The sequence below is a fragment of the Streptomyces sp. NPDC102283 genome, from assembly GCF_044766265.1.
GTDB lineage: Bacteria > Actinomycetota > Actinomycetes > Streptomycetales > Streptomycetaceae > Streptomyces.
In genome coordinates this window covers 48,625-65,131 of sequence record NZ_JBIWLQ010000018.1, presented here as the reverse complement: position 1 = coordinate 65,131, position 16,507 = coordinate 48,625, and the positions used below count along the sequence as shown (strand labels likewise).

The following is a 16,507-nucleotide window of genomic DNA, read 5'->3' as shown; positions in this document are numbered from 1 at the left end:
AGCACAACACCCCCTTCGGGCCCAATCTTGAATGGTCCGAACGGACTATGCGTATCCGGCAGATCACCCAGGGGAGTGAGCCGAGGACATGCGGGACTATCTCCGCGAAAAGGGGACAGTGCACTCAAGTTGCAAGGGACTTCTCGCGACATACGCGGCGATTTCGGGAGCGCCTCGATGGCTACGTGAAGGACAATGCGGTTGCTCATCCACCGGGCAAAGAATGACCAGAAGATGCGCATGGGATGGCAGGGGGCTTGATACGGAACCGGTCTGCTGTGACAGTTGAGAGCAGCTTAGGCCAAGGCCTGTCCGTCTGTCCGGCGAATGAGAACGCAGGCGCCTCGCGCTCGCGCCCCTGTGCCGCGATGCCCGGCACACGCTCGCCGCAGGGCCGAGGCCGGTCCGCCCGGCGCGCGTCCGGCAGGCGTCCGAACAGGCGCCGGACAGGCGGTCGGCCCGCCCGGATGTCACGGTCCGGTACCTGAACGCTCCGAGAGACCCTGCTCCTGCGACACCTTCATCACGACGGATTAGGCTGCCCCCTATGCCAAAGAAGCGCTCGGGCGGGGGTCTCACCACGACCCAGCAGGCCGCCAAGTTCCTCGGTGTCGCCGCGCTCTCCGGAGCTGTCCTGGCAGGCATCGCGCTGCCCGCAGCCGGAGCGCTGGGGCTCGCCGCCAAGGGGACGGTCGAGGGATTCGACGAGATCCCCTCCAACCTCAAGACTCCACCGCTCAGCCAGCGGACCACGATCCAGGACCGCGACGGCGCCACCATCGCCACGGTGTACTCCCGCGACCGCACGGTCGTCCCGCTCAAGGACATCTCGCCGCACATGCAGGCCGCGATCATCGCGATCGAGGACTCCCGCTTCTACGAGCACGGCGCGGTCGACCTCAAGGGCATCCTCCGCGCGATGAACCGCAACGTGCAGGCGGGCGGGGCCGCGCAGGGCGCGTCGACCCTCACCCAGCAGTACGTGAAGAACGTCTTCGTCGAGGAGGCGGGCGACGACCCGGAGAAGGTCGCCCAGGCCACGCAGCAGACGCTCGGCCGCAAGGTCCGCGAGCTGAAGTACGCGATCCAGGTCGAGGAGGAGCTCGGCAAGAAGAAGATCCTGGAGAACTACCTCAACATCACGTTCTTCGGACAGCAGGCGTACGGCGTCGAGGCCGCCTCCCAGCGCTACTTCTCCAAGCGCGCCATGGACCTCAAGGTGGAGGAGGCCGCGCTGCTCGCCGGCATCGTCCAGTCGCCGAGCCGCTACGACCCGGTCAACGACACGGAGGAGGCGACCAAGCGCCGCAACACCGTGCTGGCACGGATGGCCGCGGTCAAGAGCATCTCGCAGGCCGAGGCCGACAAGGCCATGGAGACGCCCATCAAGCTGAAGGTCTCCCGGCCGAAGAACGGCTGCATCACCGCCGTCAGCGGTTCCGGCTTCTTCTGCGACTACGTCCGCAAGACGATCCTCACCGACCCCGCCTTCGGCAAGACCGACGAGGACCGGGCCAAGCTCTGGAACCTCGGCGGTCTGACCATCCGGACCACGCTGGACCCGCGCGCCCAGAAGGCCGCCAACGAGGCCGCCACCGCGAAGGTCAACAAGGACGACAAGTTCGCGGCGTCCGTGGTGCAGGTCCAGCCGGGCAGCGGCAAGATCCTCTCCATGGGCCAGTCCCGCCCGTACGGCCTGGACCAGAAGCAGAACGAGACCGTGCTCAACCTCGCCGTCAGCAACAAGATGGGCGGCAGCACGTACGGCTTCCAGACCGGCTCGACGTTCAAGCCGTTCACCGCGGCAGCAGCGCTGGAGAAGGGCATCAGCCCCGCGACGACGTTCTCGACGGACTGGAAGATGACGCTCAAGGAGCGGGACTTCCGGAACTGCACGGGCTCCCCGGCCGGTTACGCGGACTGGGCCCTGCAGAACGAGCTGGAGTCCGAAAAGGGCACCTGGGACATGACGAGCGCGCTCGGCAAGTCCATCAACACCTACTTCGCACTGCTGGAGCAGAAGGCCGGCCTCTGCGAGACCGTGGAGATGGCCAAGAAGGTCGGTTACGAGCGCGGCGACGGCAAGAAGGTCGTCGAGAACCCGTCGATCACCCTCGGCAGTGAGGTGAGCACCCCGCTCTCCATGGCCGGTGCCTACGCCGCGTTCGCCAACCGGGGCACCTACTGCACGCCGATCGCCATCGAGTCCATCAAGGACCCGCAGGGCAAGAAGATCCCCGTACCGAAGACGTCCTGCTCGCGGGCGATGAGCGAGAAGACCGCGGACACGATCAACCAGATGCTCAAGGGCGTCGTGGAGGACGGCACCGGTACGCAGGCCGGACTCAACGACCGGGACAACGCGGGCAAGACCGGTACGACCAACGACCGCAAGGACGCCTGGTTCGTCGGGTACACGCCGAACCTGTCCACCGCGGTGTGGGTCGGTGACGACGTCGGCGAGAAGAGCTCGATGTTCGGTGTCACCATCGGCGGCCAGTACTACGACAAGGTCTGCGGTGGCTGCCTGCCCGGTCCGATCTGGCGCATCGCGATGACCGGAGCCCTGGACGCGGCGGAGACTCCCGGGTTCAACCCGGTCGCCGTCCCCCGGGGCAAGGAGAAGAAGGACAAGGACGAGGAGAAGGGCGACCGGGACCGCGACCGCGGCGACGAGGACCGCGACGCCAAGCCCGGCGACGACGGCAACCGGTTCCCGGGCATCGAACTCCCGGAGGGCGTGATCGGCGGACCGGGTGGTGACGGCGGGCGAGGCCAGAACGGCCCCTGACCCGTATCCGTATCCGTACACCTGCCGTCCGTACACCTGCATCCTGCACCCGTACAGACAGCGGAAAAGGGTGGGCGCCCCGGTCCTGGACCGGGGCGCCCACCCTTTTCTTCGCGTTCTCCGTCTTTCCGCGTCTTCTCCGGCTACTCCGGCTACTCCGGCTTCTCCGGCTACTCCGGCTACTCCGGCTTCTCCGGCTGCTCCGGCTGCTCCGTCAGCTCTGCGTGCCTCAGCCGGCGAGGAGCTTCTTCACCGCGGCGGCGACCCGGCCGCCCTCGGCGAGCCCGGCGACCTTCGGGTTGACGATCTTCATGACGGCGCCCATCGCCCGCGGCCCCTCGGCCCCGGCGGCCTTCGCCTCCTCGACGGCGGACGCCACGATCGCGTTCAGCTCGTCGTCGGAGAGCTGCTTGGGCAGGTAGCCGTCGAGCAGCTCGCCCTCCGCCTTCTCCCGCTCGGCCTGCTCGGTCCGGCCGCCCTGGGCGAAGGCCTCGGCCGCCTCACGGCGCTTCTTCGCCTCCTTGGCGATCACCTTCTGCACCTCGTCGTCGGAGAGCTCGCGCGCCGACGTGCCGCTGACCTCTTCCTTGGTGATCGCGGTGAGGGTGAGCCGGAGCGTGGACGAGGTCAGCTCGTCACGCGCCTTCATGGCCGTGTGGAGGTCTTCCTTGAGCTTGGACTTGAGCGTGGTCATGCCGCGATTGTGACAGGTACGGGGCCGGGGCCGCCCTCCGGTTTTCCGGCCGCCCACCGGTTTTCCGCTCAGGGTTCCGCTTCTGCGACGATGGGCGCATGCGCGCACGCTATGGAGTACCCCTGAAAGTCACGGCAGTCGGCGCGGCGGTCGGCGCCGCCGGCCTCGCCTACGCCGCCGGGTTCGAGGCCCGCTCGTTCCGCCTGCGGCGGGTCACCGTTCCCGTACTCCCGCACGGGGCAAGCCCGTTGCGCGTGCTCCAGGTCTCCGACATCCACATGGTGAGCGGTCAGGGCAAGAAGCGCGCCTGGCTCCAGTCGCTCGCCGGCCTGCGCCCCGACTTCGTCGTGAACACCGGCGACAACCTCTCCGACCCGGAGGCCGTGCCCGAGGTGCTCGACGCGCTCGGCCCGCTGATGGAGTTCCCGGGGGTGTACGTCTTCGGCTCCAACGACTACTACGGCCCCAAGCTCCGCAACCCGGCCCGCTACCTCCTGGAGAAGGCCCGGGGCAAGCACGGCCTCAACGGCAACGCCCCCGCGGTCGACGTCGTCCACAACCCGTGGGAGCCGATGCGCGACGCCTTCGACGAGGCGGGCTGGCTGAACCTGTCGAACACCCGGGGCCGGCTCAAGCTCGACGGCATGGAGCTGGCGTTCACCGGCCTGGACGACCCGCACATCAAGCGGGACCGTTACGCCGAGGTCCAGGGCGGCCCGGAGACAGGTGCCGACCTCTCCATCGGCGTGGTCCACGCCCCGTACCTCCGCTCCCTGGACGCCTTCACGGCCGACGGCTACCCCTTGATCCTGGCGGGCCACACGCACGGCGGCCAGCTGTGCATCCCGTTCTACGGGGCACTGGTCACCAACTGCGACCTGGACACCGACCGGGTCAAGGGCCTGTCCAGCCACACGGTCGGCGACAAGCGCGCCTACCTCCACGTCTCCGCGGGCTGCGGCACCAACCGCTACACCCCGGTCCGCTTCGCCTGCCCGCCCGAGGTCACCCTGCTGACACTGACGCCGAAGGCCTGAGCCCGGGGCGGGGCACGCGGGGCGGCGGGGCGGGGCGAGCACAGGGGCTCACAGCGCGTGACGGGCCCGGGACGCCTCACCCTCACGCACGGCGGGCGGACGAATCGCGGCGGTCTTCCCACCCGCTTACGGTACGAATCATGACCGCGCCCCGGACCACCTTGCTCCCCGGCCCCCGGGCGGCAGAGGTGCTCCCGGACCCCGCCGTGCCCCGCCGCCCCTGGGCCACGGCGCTGCGCGCGACCGCGTGCGGGGCGGCGGCAGCGGGCCCGGTCATCGCGCTGACCACCGGCTACGCGCCACCCACGCTCATCCACTTCACGGTGCTGGCGAACTTCCTGGTCGCGGGTGTTTTCGCGTGGTCGGCGGTACGTTCCTGGCGGGGCGGTCCACCGCTGTCGCCGAGGCTGTGGGGCGGGGTGCTCCTGCTCGCCGCGGTGACCGGGCTGATGTACCACCTGGTGCTGGTGAACTTCGGCGGCTCCCCGCTGAGCACCCCCCGGACCGGCCCGGACACGGAGACCGGCTGGTCCACCACCGTGAGCCTCCTGCTCCACACGGTGACCCCCCTGGCCGTCGCCGCGGACTGGCTCCTGCTGACCGCACCCCGGACCCTGCGCCTGGCCCACATCCCGCTCTGGCTGTCCGCCCCCGCGGCCTACCTGGGCGTCGTCCTGGCCCGCGGCGCCCTGCTCTCCCCCGGCGCCCCGGCCCGCTACCCGTACCGGTTCCTCGACGTCGACGCGTACGGCTACGCCGGCGCCCTCACCCAGGCCCTCGCCCTCGGCCTCCTCTTCGCCGCGCTGGGCGCCCTGATCACCACCGTGGACCACCTCCGGCCGAACGTGGCGGGGTGGTTCGAGCACGGAAGAAACCGGATTTCGCCTCCGGCCGCCGGTGGGCTAAAGTAATCGATGTCGCCGGGAGACCGGTGGGCATCGGGGTGTAGCGCAGCTTGGCAGCGCGCTTCGTTCGGGACGAAGAGGTCGTGGGTTCAAATCCCGCCACCCCGACAGCTGAAATCGCAGGTCAGAGGGCCCAGTGTGCAAGTTGCACTGGGCCCTCTGACTTTGTGCGTGTCTATGTGCGTGACTGTCGCTTCCTGAGTGCCTACCCCCTTCCATGGGTCCGCGCCGAAGATGCCGTCCATCACGACGGCGCCCGTCTGGATCACCGGCCTGATCTGCTTCCGGTAGACCTCCTCGGTCACGGCTGTCCCCGAGTGACCCACGAGCCGGGAGATTTCCTCCAGGGGGACGCCACGGCCGGAGAGCAGTGACAGTGACACGAAGCTGTGCCGGAGCTCCCCAGCCGTCCACTCGGCCGGGTCGAGGCCGTCGACGTCCTTGAGCGCCTGGCGGAAGGCGCGGCGGACGTTGGCGGCGTCGAGCGGCTTACCGACCGCCGAGGAGAAGACGAGCCCGTGTTCCTCCCAGTCGTCGCCGGTGGCGAGCCGATCCCAGCCCTGATCCTCGTACCGCCGCCAGAGCGCATCGATACAGCGTGACGGCAGGGCGAGCGTGCGCCGGGACTTGCGGGTCTTGGTGTCGCCGCTCCGCCGGACCGACCGCCACACGGCGATGTGCGGAGGCTGCGGCGGGACCAGGTCAGGTCGTCCCTTGAGGAAGACGTGGTCCCAGGTGAGGGCCCTCACTTCCCGGTTGCGGAGAAATTGGGTGTTCCGTATCCGTCAACTCTAATCATTGATGGTCCGAGGTTGGCGTTGGACCCGGGAAGTGTGAAATGCAGGGCCATCTATCAACGACTTAGAAGCCGTATCTCAACCGAACGTGATCCCTTGATTTCTGCTGTTCAGGCATGATTTCACTCAGGTTGAGGGAGGCATGCGGCGTCTTGTATCCGCTTCATGGTCGAGGGGTGCGGCGGTGGCGTCGGTTCTGGGAATGCTGGAGGAGCGGGAGGCGGCTGCCCGCGTGCGGGTGGAGGGCTTGCGGGAGGAAGTTGCGCGGTTGGCTGAGGTATTGGAGGCTGCAGAGCTTGAGTTGGACCGTCGGGTGATCGCGCGGGAGGAACTGACCGAGGCCCTGGCAGTCTCTGCGGCGGAGTCCACTGCCATGACGACGACCGAGGCGGAGGAGGTGGCGGCGCTATCGTTCGCGCCGGTGCCGGGCTCGACGGTGCCGCCTTGGCGGGAAGGGCTGCCGGTGACGGTTCTGGCGCCGGACTATCAACGGATTCTGGGCGTGCTGGAACAGCAGCGATCCACGGGTCACGGGCCGCTTCGAGCCAAGGAGATCGCGGTGGAGCTTGGCCTTGGAGCGACGCCGGCGAAGGTCGAGGGGTTGCGGTCGAAAGCCCGGCGCCTGGCGGAGCGTGGGTGGCTCCTCCTGGAGGCGCCGGGGGCATTCAGTGCCGGCCGGCGGTCCGTGGCCCTGAGCGCAAGGACTGCCCAGGGGCCGGGTGCGAGCACACGGGGCGTCAGGGAATCACGGGGCTGAAGGCGGCGACCACGCCCACTGCCACCAGGCCCAAGGCGACAGCCAGTTTCAGGACCGTTACCGGCACCGCCAGCAGGAGCGGAATGTTCGCAGCCATCCGCTTCGAGTTCCTGGGGTCGTAAGTCACCTCGAGGATGCCCGTGTTGAGCGCACTCTTGAAGGTGCGTTTACTGCCCTCTCCGTCGATGAATCGGTACTCCGATCTCCCATGCAGTTTGTGCGCGGTGACCGCCTCGACCGTCACGCCTCTCCGTCGCAGCACGCCCCTGTCGCACAGGTGCTTCACTGACATGAAAGTGCCTACCGAGCCCAGGATGAGGGGGAAGAGGCCGACGACCGCACCGATGATGAGCTCGGATGAATGCGCGACGCCGAGATATATCAGGTATCCGCAGTAGGCGACTGCGCCGCAGAGGGCCGCAGTTGGTATGCGCCAGTCGGTGAACAGTGGCGGGGCTTCGGGCGCGCGCAACCTCTTGGTTCGGACAAGTCCGCTTCCGCGCGGATCGAGTTCCACCGGAAGGCCGGCGTTGACGGCAGCCGCGAACGCTGTTGCGGAGGTGGTGTTGTTCGCCCGGAGTTCGTGAGTCATGCCGTCGGTCAGGACGATCTCGACCGTACGCGCGCGACGTCCGCCTACTCGTGTCTCCTGAATGACTTCAAACGGAATGGTGGTGCGTACCTGGTCGCGGTCGACGATGACGGCTGACTTCTGCAGGGTGGCGGTGGCCCCGCGGCCGCGGACGATCTGGGAGGAGGACATGACTGAAACGACTCCCGGCGGAAGCCCGAGGTTGCATGTAAGGGGCCATGAGATGTGCTCGCCCACCTGGCGTGCGGCTCGGACCCGACCGCGACGCGACCTCGTCGAACCGCCCCGCCGCTGGCAACCGGCATGAACAGCGCCCTCACTCGTCCAGGGACTCGGTGCGGACAGGCCGGTCCCGGAAATTTTGCCCAGCAGTCCGTTCGAGCGTCCATTTTCCCCATCTCGGGCGTTTTAGGCATCATGTAATTCCTTCGCATGGTTCTGCTGCCCCACAGAGAATTTGACTGGCTGGTCCAGGAAGCGTCGGGGATGTTCAGCGTCGGCCGTGGGCCAGTGGCCGGGCCAGGCGGCGGCTCATACGCGTGATCATCGACCACTGGATCATCGCCTCGCTGGTGGCGGTCAGGGTTTCATCATCGCGGGCCAGGCGGCGCGAATGCATCAGCCATGAGAACGTGCGCTCCACCACCCACCTGCGGGGCAGCACTACGAAGCCTTCCATGATGTCTGTGCGCTTGACGACCTCCAGGGCGAGGCCGAGTTTCTGACGGCACCAGTGGACAAGGGCGCCGGTGTAACCGCCGTCAGCCCAGACCAGAGTGATTTCGCGATGCGGCGTGCGCAGCCGTCTCAGAAGTGGCGCGGCCGCGTCCCGGTCGCCCACGTTCGCGGCCGTCACCGCGACGGCCAGCAGCAGGCCGAGTGTGTCGGTCACGATGTGCCGTTTGCGGCCCGGTACCTTCTTCCCGCCGTCGTACCCGCTCGAGGAAGCCGGCACCGAGGCGGACGCCCGCACCGACTGCGCGTCGATGATCCCGGCCGAAGGCTCCGCATGCCGACCCTCGCGCTCACGGACCCGTCCACGCAGCCGGTCGTGGAACTCTGCGACCAGCCCGTGCTCCCGCCACCGGCGGAAGAAGGCATAGACCCTGCCCCAGGCAGGGAAGTCCGCGGGCATCGCACGCCAGGAGATCCCGCCCGCGACCAGGTAGCGGATCGCATCGAGCATCGAGCGGTGGCAGTAGCCCTCGGGTTGCCCGCCCCTGCCTTCCAGCCAGGCCGGCACCGGCATCAGCGGTCGCACAGCCGCCCATTCCGTGTCCGTCATATCCGACGGGTACCGGCGCACCCGATCAGGATGATCAGCCGCGTTCCCGTACACGTGCGCGAGACAATCACACGATTGGGCAGCCGAGTTGAACGATGCGGGCGTGAGCGCGTAGAGCTGCGACAACAGCGCCTCCTGGAACTGCTCGGTTCGGTTCGCACCTCCGAGTTACCAAGGGGCCCTGCCTTCATGCGCCTACCGCCGCAAGATCACCCCGGCGGGAAACCCGTTCGACTCGCACGTTCCATGACCGGTTGAGATACGGCTTCTTAGGCGCGGTGTGACTGAGACTCCTGGAGCGGTGCATTTCATTGTGGCGGGCAACGAGATCCCGGACGACTATCGTGGTGATTTTGTTCGAGTTGCGTTCGACTACGCGCACCCCACGGTCTCTACGGTCCGCCATCCGGGCCAGGAGCACGTGGACGTTATCGCTTCGGCGGACGAGCGATGAGTGCCTGCACTCCGGCAGCCCGAGACTGAACTGCCCTGGGACCGGGAGGGCTTGAAGTGCGAGGCGTAACTTCAGTGGCGATGCTCATAGGGCTGACGCCGATCCCAGCGACCGCCCCGCCTCTACCGGGCTTGCGCTCTGTCGGCTGAGCAGAAAGTCAGGTGCCGGGGCGCCAGAACCGTGCCAGATCGAGCAGTCAGTCACGGCCATTGGGGGTGAAGCGGTGTCGGCAAGCGCTGCCAAGCCAGTGTTGCCGGTAAGGCCGTTGGCCAGCGAAGACAGTCCCATGATCAGCGCCAGGCTTACAAGGCAGCGCTCCACCTTCTCAAGCTCCGCAACTGCACGGTCTGCAGCCGTGAGTCATAACTGCCGGGCGGTCGGCGGGTGAAGGTTCTAGCCTCCTGTCATGGAGTGGATACCACTGGTCAGTACGGCACTTGGTGCGGCAATCGTGGTTGTCTCCACCTTGTTGGCCGATCGGGCCAGGTGGCGCAGGGACCGTGCCGGCCAGGACCTCGATGTGCGACGGCAGTTGTATGCCGACTACACCGCTGCGCTCTCACAGATCCGCACAGCGCTCAATGAGTGCGCCCAGGAGGGCATCCCAGCGGCCGAGCGAACGCGGAGAGTCCGTGAAGTGTTCCTGACGCCTGGTGCGTACGAGATCCGCCACCAGTTGGCCATCGTCGCACCACCGGAGATCGTGGAAGCCTCACGTTCAGCGTTCATCGTCCTGAGGGACACCCGAGACCTGCTCGTGGCAGGTGCCTCGGTCGACGACGCGGCCTATCTTGAGATGGAGGAGAGGTTCGATGCTGCCCTGGCCAAGCTCCGCACCGTCATGCGCCTTGACCTTGGAGCGGCCGCGTCGATCACGGCACGATGACACGCAGCCCGGCAGGACAGCAACACAGCGCTAGATCGCGTGCTGTTGCTTCGAGGCACCCGACCTTTTTCGGGCTCAGCCGCTCTCGGGCCTCTAGGATGCCGAGCGTGAAGGTTCTGGAGATCATGCGACGAATCAAAGGCTTCAGCACACCGCTGGGCGGCGTTGACTGGGACCTACCGGTTCCCCAGCGGGCCGTGGCCGAGAAGGTTGTTGTCTACCTGGAGGACCGCAGAGTCCTCACAATGCCCCGTGCCGTCATCCACGCAGTCGAGGAGCCAGGGCACTGTGTCGCATCAGTGCTGCAGATCAGGGAGACGTTGACCCAGATCTTGATGGAACCTGACGCTGGGGACGAACTGGCAGAGAACCTGAAGGCAATGCGAGCCGCTTGCCGACGGTTCCTGAACTCTGCGGGCCCCAACCACTCGGGAGACGTTCCCAACCGCTTCGAGAGCGCCACTTTCGGTGCAGCGCTGGGGGAACTACGCGCGGTTTTTGGGATTCAGCTCGGTGTCATCGCTGCCCGCTACAAGCTTGAGCTGTCGGAAGATCTGGAAGGCATTCTTCCAGCCTCTGACACCGACGACGAATAGGACCCATCGGCCAGGGAACTGGGAACTCTCAACCGACTCGGCGGCGGATGTACCAAGCGCCGGCCCACACGCCAAGAATGGCACCCACGAAGGCCCACAGAGTCGTTGCGGTGTCGCGCGAGGTGTAGACCAGTGCGAACATGCCCACCCATATGCGCGGAGTGGGTAGTCCAAGCCCGGGCACTTCCTCGAGCGGGCTGCGACCACGGCTCCTCCCACACGACACGGTGAGTGTCCAACTGCGTGACAACCGCGACGCACGACCACGAACAACCGTGGACGTCAGCGGACCAACAGTGCAGGTGATGGCCGCAGCAGCCCGAGGATAGTGAGCGTTCCAAGTTGCTTCGGGACGAAGAGGTCGTGGGTTCAAATCCCGCCACCCCGACGCTGGTCAGAGACCACATGGGAAGGTTCCCCTGTGGTCTCTGTCGTGCCTGGGGGCCAAACAGGGGGCCAAAGGGCTTTGATCACGTCTTGGGCGTGACTGCCCTACTCGCTCGGCAAAGATCTCGTCCATAGCTTCCGCTCCCTGTGTGATCACCGGCCGGAACCGAAGGTGTTCGACCAGCACGTCCACGACCTGCTTCGGAAGGGCGATCGTCCGTCGCCACGGAGTCGGGCGACTGCGCCACCATGGCCTGAATCGTCCGGTGCGGATTCAGCCGATACGGCCATCGGCCGCCGGACTCTGCCGTACGTGGACTCCGTGCCCCTCCCCGAGGAACGGAGGCGGAACGGCACAACGCATTCCTGATCCCTGAGAAGGAGTTCTCCTGGTTCAGCCGCGTCGTCGTCCGGGCGCACGCCGCCGGACAGCTCTCCCTGGCCGGCGGCGGTGGGACTGTCGGCCGGTATTTGATCGACGAGCAGGGCCGCAAGCACTTCAGCGAAACCGCCTGCGCCGGGACTGCCAGTGTCCACGACGCGAAAGCCTGTTTCGCCGGGGAGCAGTACGTCCGGCACTGACCAGGTATTCCGTATCAACGGCACGCGGGTCGAGGCGTTTTCCGGCGTGGCCGCGGATCTCTACGCCCTGCTCGCGAAGGGCAAGGTGGAGGAGTACCGCCGACGGGCGTACGAACGGCGGAATGACTGGCCTGAGCCGGATGCCATCGACGACCGGGGGGCGAGTTCCATCCGGCCGGACGGCATCGCACTCGCGATAAGGGTGGTGCCGGAGCAGGCATCGCCCGACGACCGTTTCCCGGGCTGACCCGTACGAAGGGTGTTCCCGGTGGAGAGGCCGGCTCTTGCCGGTCCGTGCCCGACTCGGAGCAGGCCGGGTAGGGGGCGGACGACTCTCCTCCGGCGCTGGGCGGAGTGGCCGGATGCCGTCCCTCCAGCTCAGCCCCGGCTGTCCCTCTCGACGGGCTGCGTGCCAAAGTCGCTGGACAGACCAGCAAGCGCATACGCGAGGGCAAGGAGCGGCACATGCACAACGGGGGATCGCCGTGGACGCTCACCGTGCCCACAGGAGGCGACACACTCCGGCAGGAGCGTCTCACTCGGGATCTGCACGACAGCCTGCGAAGGGCAGACGATCTCGTCGTCGGCTTCCATGACGCCCATGGACCAACCGAACCGGGCAGCAAGGGCACGGGCGTCGGTGAGGTGGCTCTCTGGGCCGCCACCACCGCCGCCGTCGCCCGTCCGGCGTCCCAGGTCCTGATCACCCTGATCAAGGAGTGGTGTGCGAAGGAGCGGCACCGCAAGGTCGTGGTCACCGTCGGGGACGACTCCATCGAGATCACCGGGCGCCCGGACGCCGCGCAGGAGCGCTTGGTCCGGGAGTTCCAGGACCGGGTAACGGGCGACGACGGTCCCGAACCGGATGACGGCGCGGCGTGACCCGCCTCCACAAGCGCCGGGCTCTCCTGATCGGCAACGAGCACTACGACGACGGCCGCTTCTCGCCGCTGGCTTCCGTACAAGCGGACGTATGGGGACTCGCCCAGGTCCTGGAGCACCACAAGATCGGCAACTTCGTCTCCGTACAGACAGAATCCGATCTCGCCGCCGATGACATGCGAGCAGTCATTGGTGCGTTCCTCCAGGAGCGCGACGAGGACGAACTAGCGCTCGTGTACGTCTCCGGGCACGGTGTGCGCACCGTGCGTGACGGCGGCGAGTTCCATTTCGTCGCCAAGGACACCGACTACGACCGGGTGGCCGCGACCGGAGTCAGCGCCGGGTTTCTCAACGACGCGCTGGAGGAGTGCGTCGCGCCGCAGAAGATCGTGATGATCGACTGCTGCCGCAGCGGCGGGTTCGCCGTGGGTCTGCGCACGTCGGACCGGCAAGCTGACGGCTCCGTGGCCAAGTCGGGCGAGCAGCCCCCGCTGACGAGCAGGGGCGTGTACGTCCTGTCGTCCTCGCGGGCCGGGGAGGACTCGTACGCGGACGCGGGCGGCGGCGATGATGTGAAGCCGTCGGCGTTCACCGGCGAGGTCATCGAGGCGCTGCGCACGGGGAAGGTCAGCAAGGACGGCAGCAGCGCGGTGACGGTCAGCGACTTGTTCCACCACGTCAACCAGCGTATGCGCGCTCAAAGCGGCGGACGTCAGGTGCCGGTGCAGTCCACGCACGGCGTCGACGACCGCATCGTCATCGCGGACAGCCCCTTCGGCCGGGCCCCCATCCTCGATCCTCTGAGTTCTCGGCCCCGGGCCGCCGCCGGAGAAGCTGCACCGCCACGTATCGCGAAATCCGCTCACGCGCAGCCCACCTGGACCAACCTGCTGGACTACTACCGCGAGTGCGTCCTGGCCGAGAGTGCCGAGACACCTCTGATGGACGTGAGCCGTCAGCACACGTCGTACGTGTGCCTGGACGGCGCGGAGAGGTTCATCTCCGGCGAGGTCGACGACGACGGCTGCGTCGCACTCCCCAAGGAAGCGGCCTCGCTGGTGGATTCAGCGGCCGAGGAGGACGCCGAGCTCTGGGCGGGATACCCGGCCGTGGTCCTCACCGGGCCCCGCACCGGACGCCCCTGGCGGCATCCGAAGTTCGCGCCCCTGCTGGTACGCCGGGTCGAGATCGTCCAGGACGAGGGCGAGGTGCGGCTGAAGCCGTACGGTCCGGTCCTGCCTCATCCTCAGCTGGCGCACGACTGGCTGGGCGAGGATGAGGCGAACCAGCTCATCAACACGTTTCAGCCGTCCTGGCATCGAGGACAGCACGATCGCATGGCGGTCGAGGTACGGAACCTCCTCACCCAGGAGTTCGAGCTGCCGTGTGTGCAGGAGCTCCGTCCCGACCAGCTCGCCGACCGCATCGACGTCCGCACACCCGGCCACGGAGCCCGCAACACCGCCGTCCTGTTCGCGGCGCGCCCCCAGACAGGCTTCACGAAGAACCTCCTCAAAGACATCGCCGGCATCACCGAGCGGACGGACCAGATCGGGAAGACCGCCCTCGGTGCCCTCGCGCCCGATACCTCGCACCGTGCCTGGTCCCTCGCCCACACGGACCCCGAACCGGTGCGCCTCGTGACGCCGCTGCCCTGCAACGAGGCCCAGACCGCGGTTCTCCGGTCCGCCATGACCCGCCGCCTCACCGTGGCCACCGGCCCGCCCGGCACCGGCAAGAGCCAACTGGTCGCCAATCTCGTGGCCACGGCGATCGCGGCGGGCCAGACCGTGCTGGTCGCGTCCACCAACAACGACGCCGTGGACGAGGTCTGGCGCCGCTGCGACGAGCTGATGCCCGGCAGCGTCGTCCGCACCGGTTCGTCGCGGAAGAAGAACGGCAAGAGCGATGCGGAGCACGAGGCCGCCGCGCTGCACGCGCTGCGCACCGGACCGGAGCCGTCCACCACCGTGGCCACGGCGTCCATGGCTACCACGCTGGCTACCGAACGTCTGGCAGACGTGCGGCAGGGGCTGGCCCACATCGCGGAGACCGAGCTGCGGCTTCGCCGCGCAGGTGAAGTCCGCGCCCACCACGCGGAACAGCTCGGGATCACCGTCACCGAACTTCAGGACATGTTCGGCGGTCCGCCCCGGCCGAGGGAGCTGGTGGACAAAGCGCACCGCCTTTCCCGCGCGCGCTTCCTCGGATCGTGGCGCCGATCCCGTTTCCTGCGCAAGGCCGGTCTGGGGGGATACACCGGTGATCCCGCCGCGGGCTGCCTCGCGCTCGCCGGCTTCGCCTCGGCCGAGGCGGAATGGCGTGACGGGCGCGGGCACGCGGCCACGGTTGACGACACAGCGCTCACGCGTGCCCTCCGCGATGCGGAGAGCACCGTCCAGGACGCTTCACGCACACTCCTCGCCGTCAAGGTCCAAGCCGCCGCCGGGGCCGGACGCCGCCGCATTCTGGACCTGTTGACGGCTCGGGACGGCAAGCACGGCGACTGGCCGCAGATGCGGAGGGTTCTGGGTCGCTCGGACGGCTCCACGGATGCGCCCGCGGTGGCCGGATGGGCTGTCACCAGTCTTTCCGCCCGGCGGTTTCCGCTGGGCCCGGCCCTGTTCGATCTCGTCGTCGTCGACGAGGCCAGCCAGTGCGCCATCCCCCATGTCCTGCCGCTGCTGTTCCGCGCGCGACGCGCTCTGGTCATCGGCGACCCCATGCAGCTCACGCACATCACGAAGACCAGCCCGCACCGCGAGGCTGTCATCCGGCGCGGGAACGGGCTGCGGTCCGTCTGGCTGGAGAAGCATCACCTCGCCTACCGGCGCCACTCCGCCTTCCACGCGGCCGAGCAGTCCGCGGGCGGCACCTTGCTTCTCGACGAGCACTTCCGCTGTCATCCGCACATCGCCGGGATCTCCAACGAACTCTTCTACGACGGTGGGCTGACCGTTCTCACCGACACCCGTGGCCGTCCCGCTCTGGCCCGCCGCCCGGCCGTCATCTGGACGGATGTGACCGGGCGGGCCGCCCACCCTCCCTTCGGTGGCTCCTGGGTCAACGAGGACGAGATCCGCAAAGTGCACGAAAGTGTCCGGTATCTGCTGGAACAGCTCCCGCCCGAGGCCACCGTCGGCGTCGTCACGCCCTTCGCGCCTCAGGCCGAAGCGCTGCGGATGCGGCTGCGACCGTATGACGAGGAACGCCTGCGCGTCGGCACGGTACACACCTTCCAGGGCGGCGAACGCGACGTCATGGTGTTCTCGCTCGTAGCCGGCCAAGGCATGCACCTGGGCGCCGTCGAGTGGGTCGCTGGGCAGCTGAACCTGTGGAACGTCGCCATCACCCGAGCCCGCAGTCACCTCATCGTGGTGGGGGACAAGGGGCTCTGGCGGCGGCGAGGGGGCGTGGGCGCCGCGCTGCTGGAGGCTTCGGAGCGGGACGGCGTAGACCCGGGTGGCGGGGCCGAGGACGTGCTGCTCAAACGCCTGTACCTGGCCCTCTCCTGCACGGAGGGAGCCACCGTCACGCTGGGCGAGACCGTTCACGGACATGCTGCGGACGCCTTGGTGCGAGGCGTCGGCGGGGCCGTCCCCCAAGCCGTGCTTCTCGATCGCGGAGTGGAAGAGAACGGTGACGCGGCACGCCACCTCCGGCTCATGCTGCATCGCCGGAACCTGCTGGGCGATGGTGACGGCGAAGCCGAAGTGGCGCGTTGGCCGGCCTGGCGGCTGTACGACACCGACGAGCAGCGGGGATAACCTTCTGCCCCCTGCGAAGTCGACTCGCTCCGTACGCCCCGGCTCCAGCGTGCCCGAGGCCGATGTGCCGGTTGCCCGGAGGTCAGTTCCGACCA

Annotated in this window: 12 protein-coding genes, 1 tRNA gene and 1 pseudogene; 10 read left to right on the top strand and 4 right to left on the bottom strand. The window is 67.9% G+C overall.

Annotated elements, in window-relative coordinates:
• The first annotated feature begins 547 nt into the window (after positions 1 to 547).
• Entirely contained in the window at positions 548 to 2,791 is a 2,244-nt protein-coding gene (locus ACIRJT_RS29740; protein WP_403915051.1) for a transglycosylase domain-containing protein, read from the top strand.
• 229 nt (positions 2,792 to 3,020) lie between these two features.
• Here the strand turns inward: ACIRJT_RS29740 and ACIRJT_RS29735 are convergent, their stop codons facing one another.
• On the bottom strand, positions 3,021 to 3,485 hold the full coding sequence (locus ACIRJT_RS29735) for a GatB/YqeY domain-containing protein (RefSeq protein ID WP_403764616.1): 465 nt from the start codon (positions 3,483 to 3,485) through the stop codon (positions 3,021 to 3,023).
• Positions 3,486 to 3,583: 98 nt separating this feature from the next.
• Between ACIRJT_RS29735 and ACIRJT_RS29730 the strand changes: the two genes are divergently transcribed.
• The 3 genes from ACIRJT_RS29730 (at position 3,584) to ACIRJT_RS29720 (ending at position 5,535) form a co-directional block, all read left to right on the top strand.
• Positions 3,584 to 4,522, top strand: a complete 939-nt coding sequence (locus ACIRJT_RS29730) for a metallophosphoesterase (RefSeq protein WP_403915048.1) — start codon at positions 3,584 to 3,586, stop codon at positions 4,520 to 4,522.
• A gap of 140 nt (positions 4,523 to 4,662) precedes the next feature.
• Positions 4,663 to 5,433 carry a Pr6Pr family membrane protein gene (locus ACIRJT_RS29725; RefSeq protein WP_403915045.1) on the top strand — a complete coding sequence of 257 codons (771 nt, stop codon included), beginning with the start codon at positions 4,663 to 4,665 and terminating at the stop codon, positions 5,431 to 5,433.
• 28 nt (positions 5,434 to 5,461) lie between these two features.
• Positions 5,462 to 5,535 (top strand) — tRNA-Pro (locus tag ACIRJT_RS29720).
• A gap of 104 nt (positions 5,536 to 5,639) precedes the next feature.
• On the opposite strand, the pseudogene ACIRJT_RS29715 reads toward ACIRJT_RS29720, so the two are convergent.
• Positions 5,640 to 6,188, bottom strand: a pseudogene (locus tag ACIRJT_RS29715) (tyrosine-type recombinase/integrase); the annotation flags it as partial.
• A 220-nt stretch (positions 6,189 to 6,408) separates the two neighbouring features.
• Between ACIRJT_RS29715 and ACIRJT_RS29710 the strand changes: the two are divergent.
• Entirely contained in the window at positions 6,409 to 6,981 is a 573-nt protein-coding gene (locus ACIRJT_RS29710) for a hypothetical protein (protein WP_403915044.1), read from the top strand.
• Here the strand turns inward: ACIRJT_RS29710 and ACIRJT_RS29705 are convergent.
• Positions 6,962 to 7,744: a hypothetical protein gene (locus ACIRJT_RS29705; RefSeq protein ID WP_403915042.1), complete on the bottom strand. Its 783-nt coding sequence runs from the start codon at positions 7,742 to 7,744 to the stop codon at positions 6,962 to 6,964. The genes ACIRJT_RS29710 and ACIRJT_RS29705 overlap by 20 nt on opposite strands.
• Positions 7,745 to 8,063: 319 nt before the next feature.
• Positions 8,064 to 8,858 (bottom strand): IS5 family transposase, encoded by a 795-nt coding sequence (locus ACIRJT_RS29700; RefSeq protein ID WP_403915294.1) that lies wholly within the window; start codon positions 8,856 to 8,858, stop codon positions 8,064 to 8,066.
• 860 nt (positions 8,859 to 9,718) lie between these two features.
• Between ACIRJT_RS29700 and ACIRJT_RS29695 the strand changes: the two genes are divergently transcribed.
• The 5 genes from ACIRJT_RS29695 (at position 9,719) to ACIRJT_RS29675 (ending at position 16,412) form a co-directional block, all read left to right on the top strand.
• Positions 9,719 to 10,198, top strand: coding sequence for a hypothetical protein (locus ACIRJT_RS29695; protein WP_403915039.1), 480 nt, complete (start codon positions 9,719 to 9,721; stop codon positions 10,196 to 10,198).
• A gap of 107 nt (positions 10,199 to 10,305) precedes the next feature.
• Complete coding sequence (locus ACIRJT_RS29690) at positions 10,306 to 10,794, top strand: DUF6650 family protein (protein WP_403915036.1); 489 nt, start codon at positions 10,306 to 10,308, stop codon at positions 10,792 to 10,794.
• Between the two features lie 916 nt (positions 10,795 to 11,710).
• Entirely contained in the window at positions 11,711 to 12,010 is a 300-nt protein-coding gene (locus ACIRJT_RS29685; RefSeq protein WP_403915033.1) for a hypothetical protein, read from the top strand.
• A 218-nt stretch (positions 12,011 to 12,228) separates the two neighbouring features.
• Positions 12,229 to 12,645, top strand: a complete 417-nt coding sequence (locus ACIRJT_RS29680; RefSeq protein ID WP_403915031.1) for a hypothetical protein — start codon at positions 12,229 to 12,231, stop codon at positions 12,643 to 12,645.
• Positions 12,642 to 16,412: an AAA domain-containing protein gene (locus tag ACIRJT_RS29675; RefSeq protein ID WP_403915029.1), complete on the top strand. Its 3,771-nt coding sequence runs from the start codon at positions 12,642 to 12,644 to the stop codon at positions 16,410 to 16,412. The genes ACIRJT_RS29680 and ACIRJT_RS29675 overlap by 4 nt, the downstream gene beginning before the upstream one ends.
• Positions 16,413 to 16,507 lie beyond the last annotated feature (95 nt).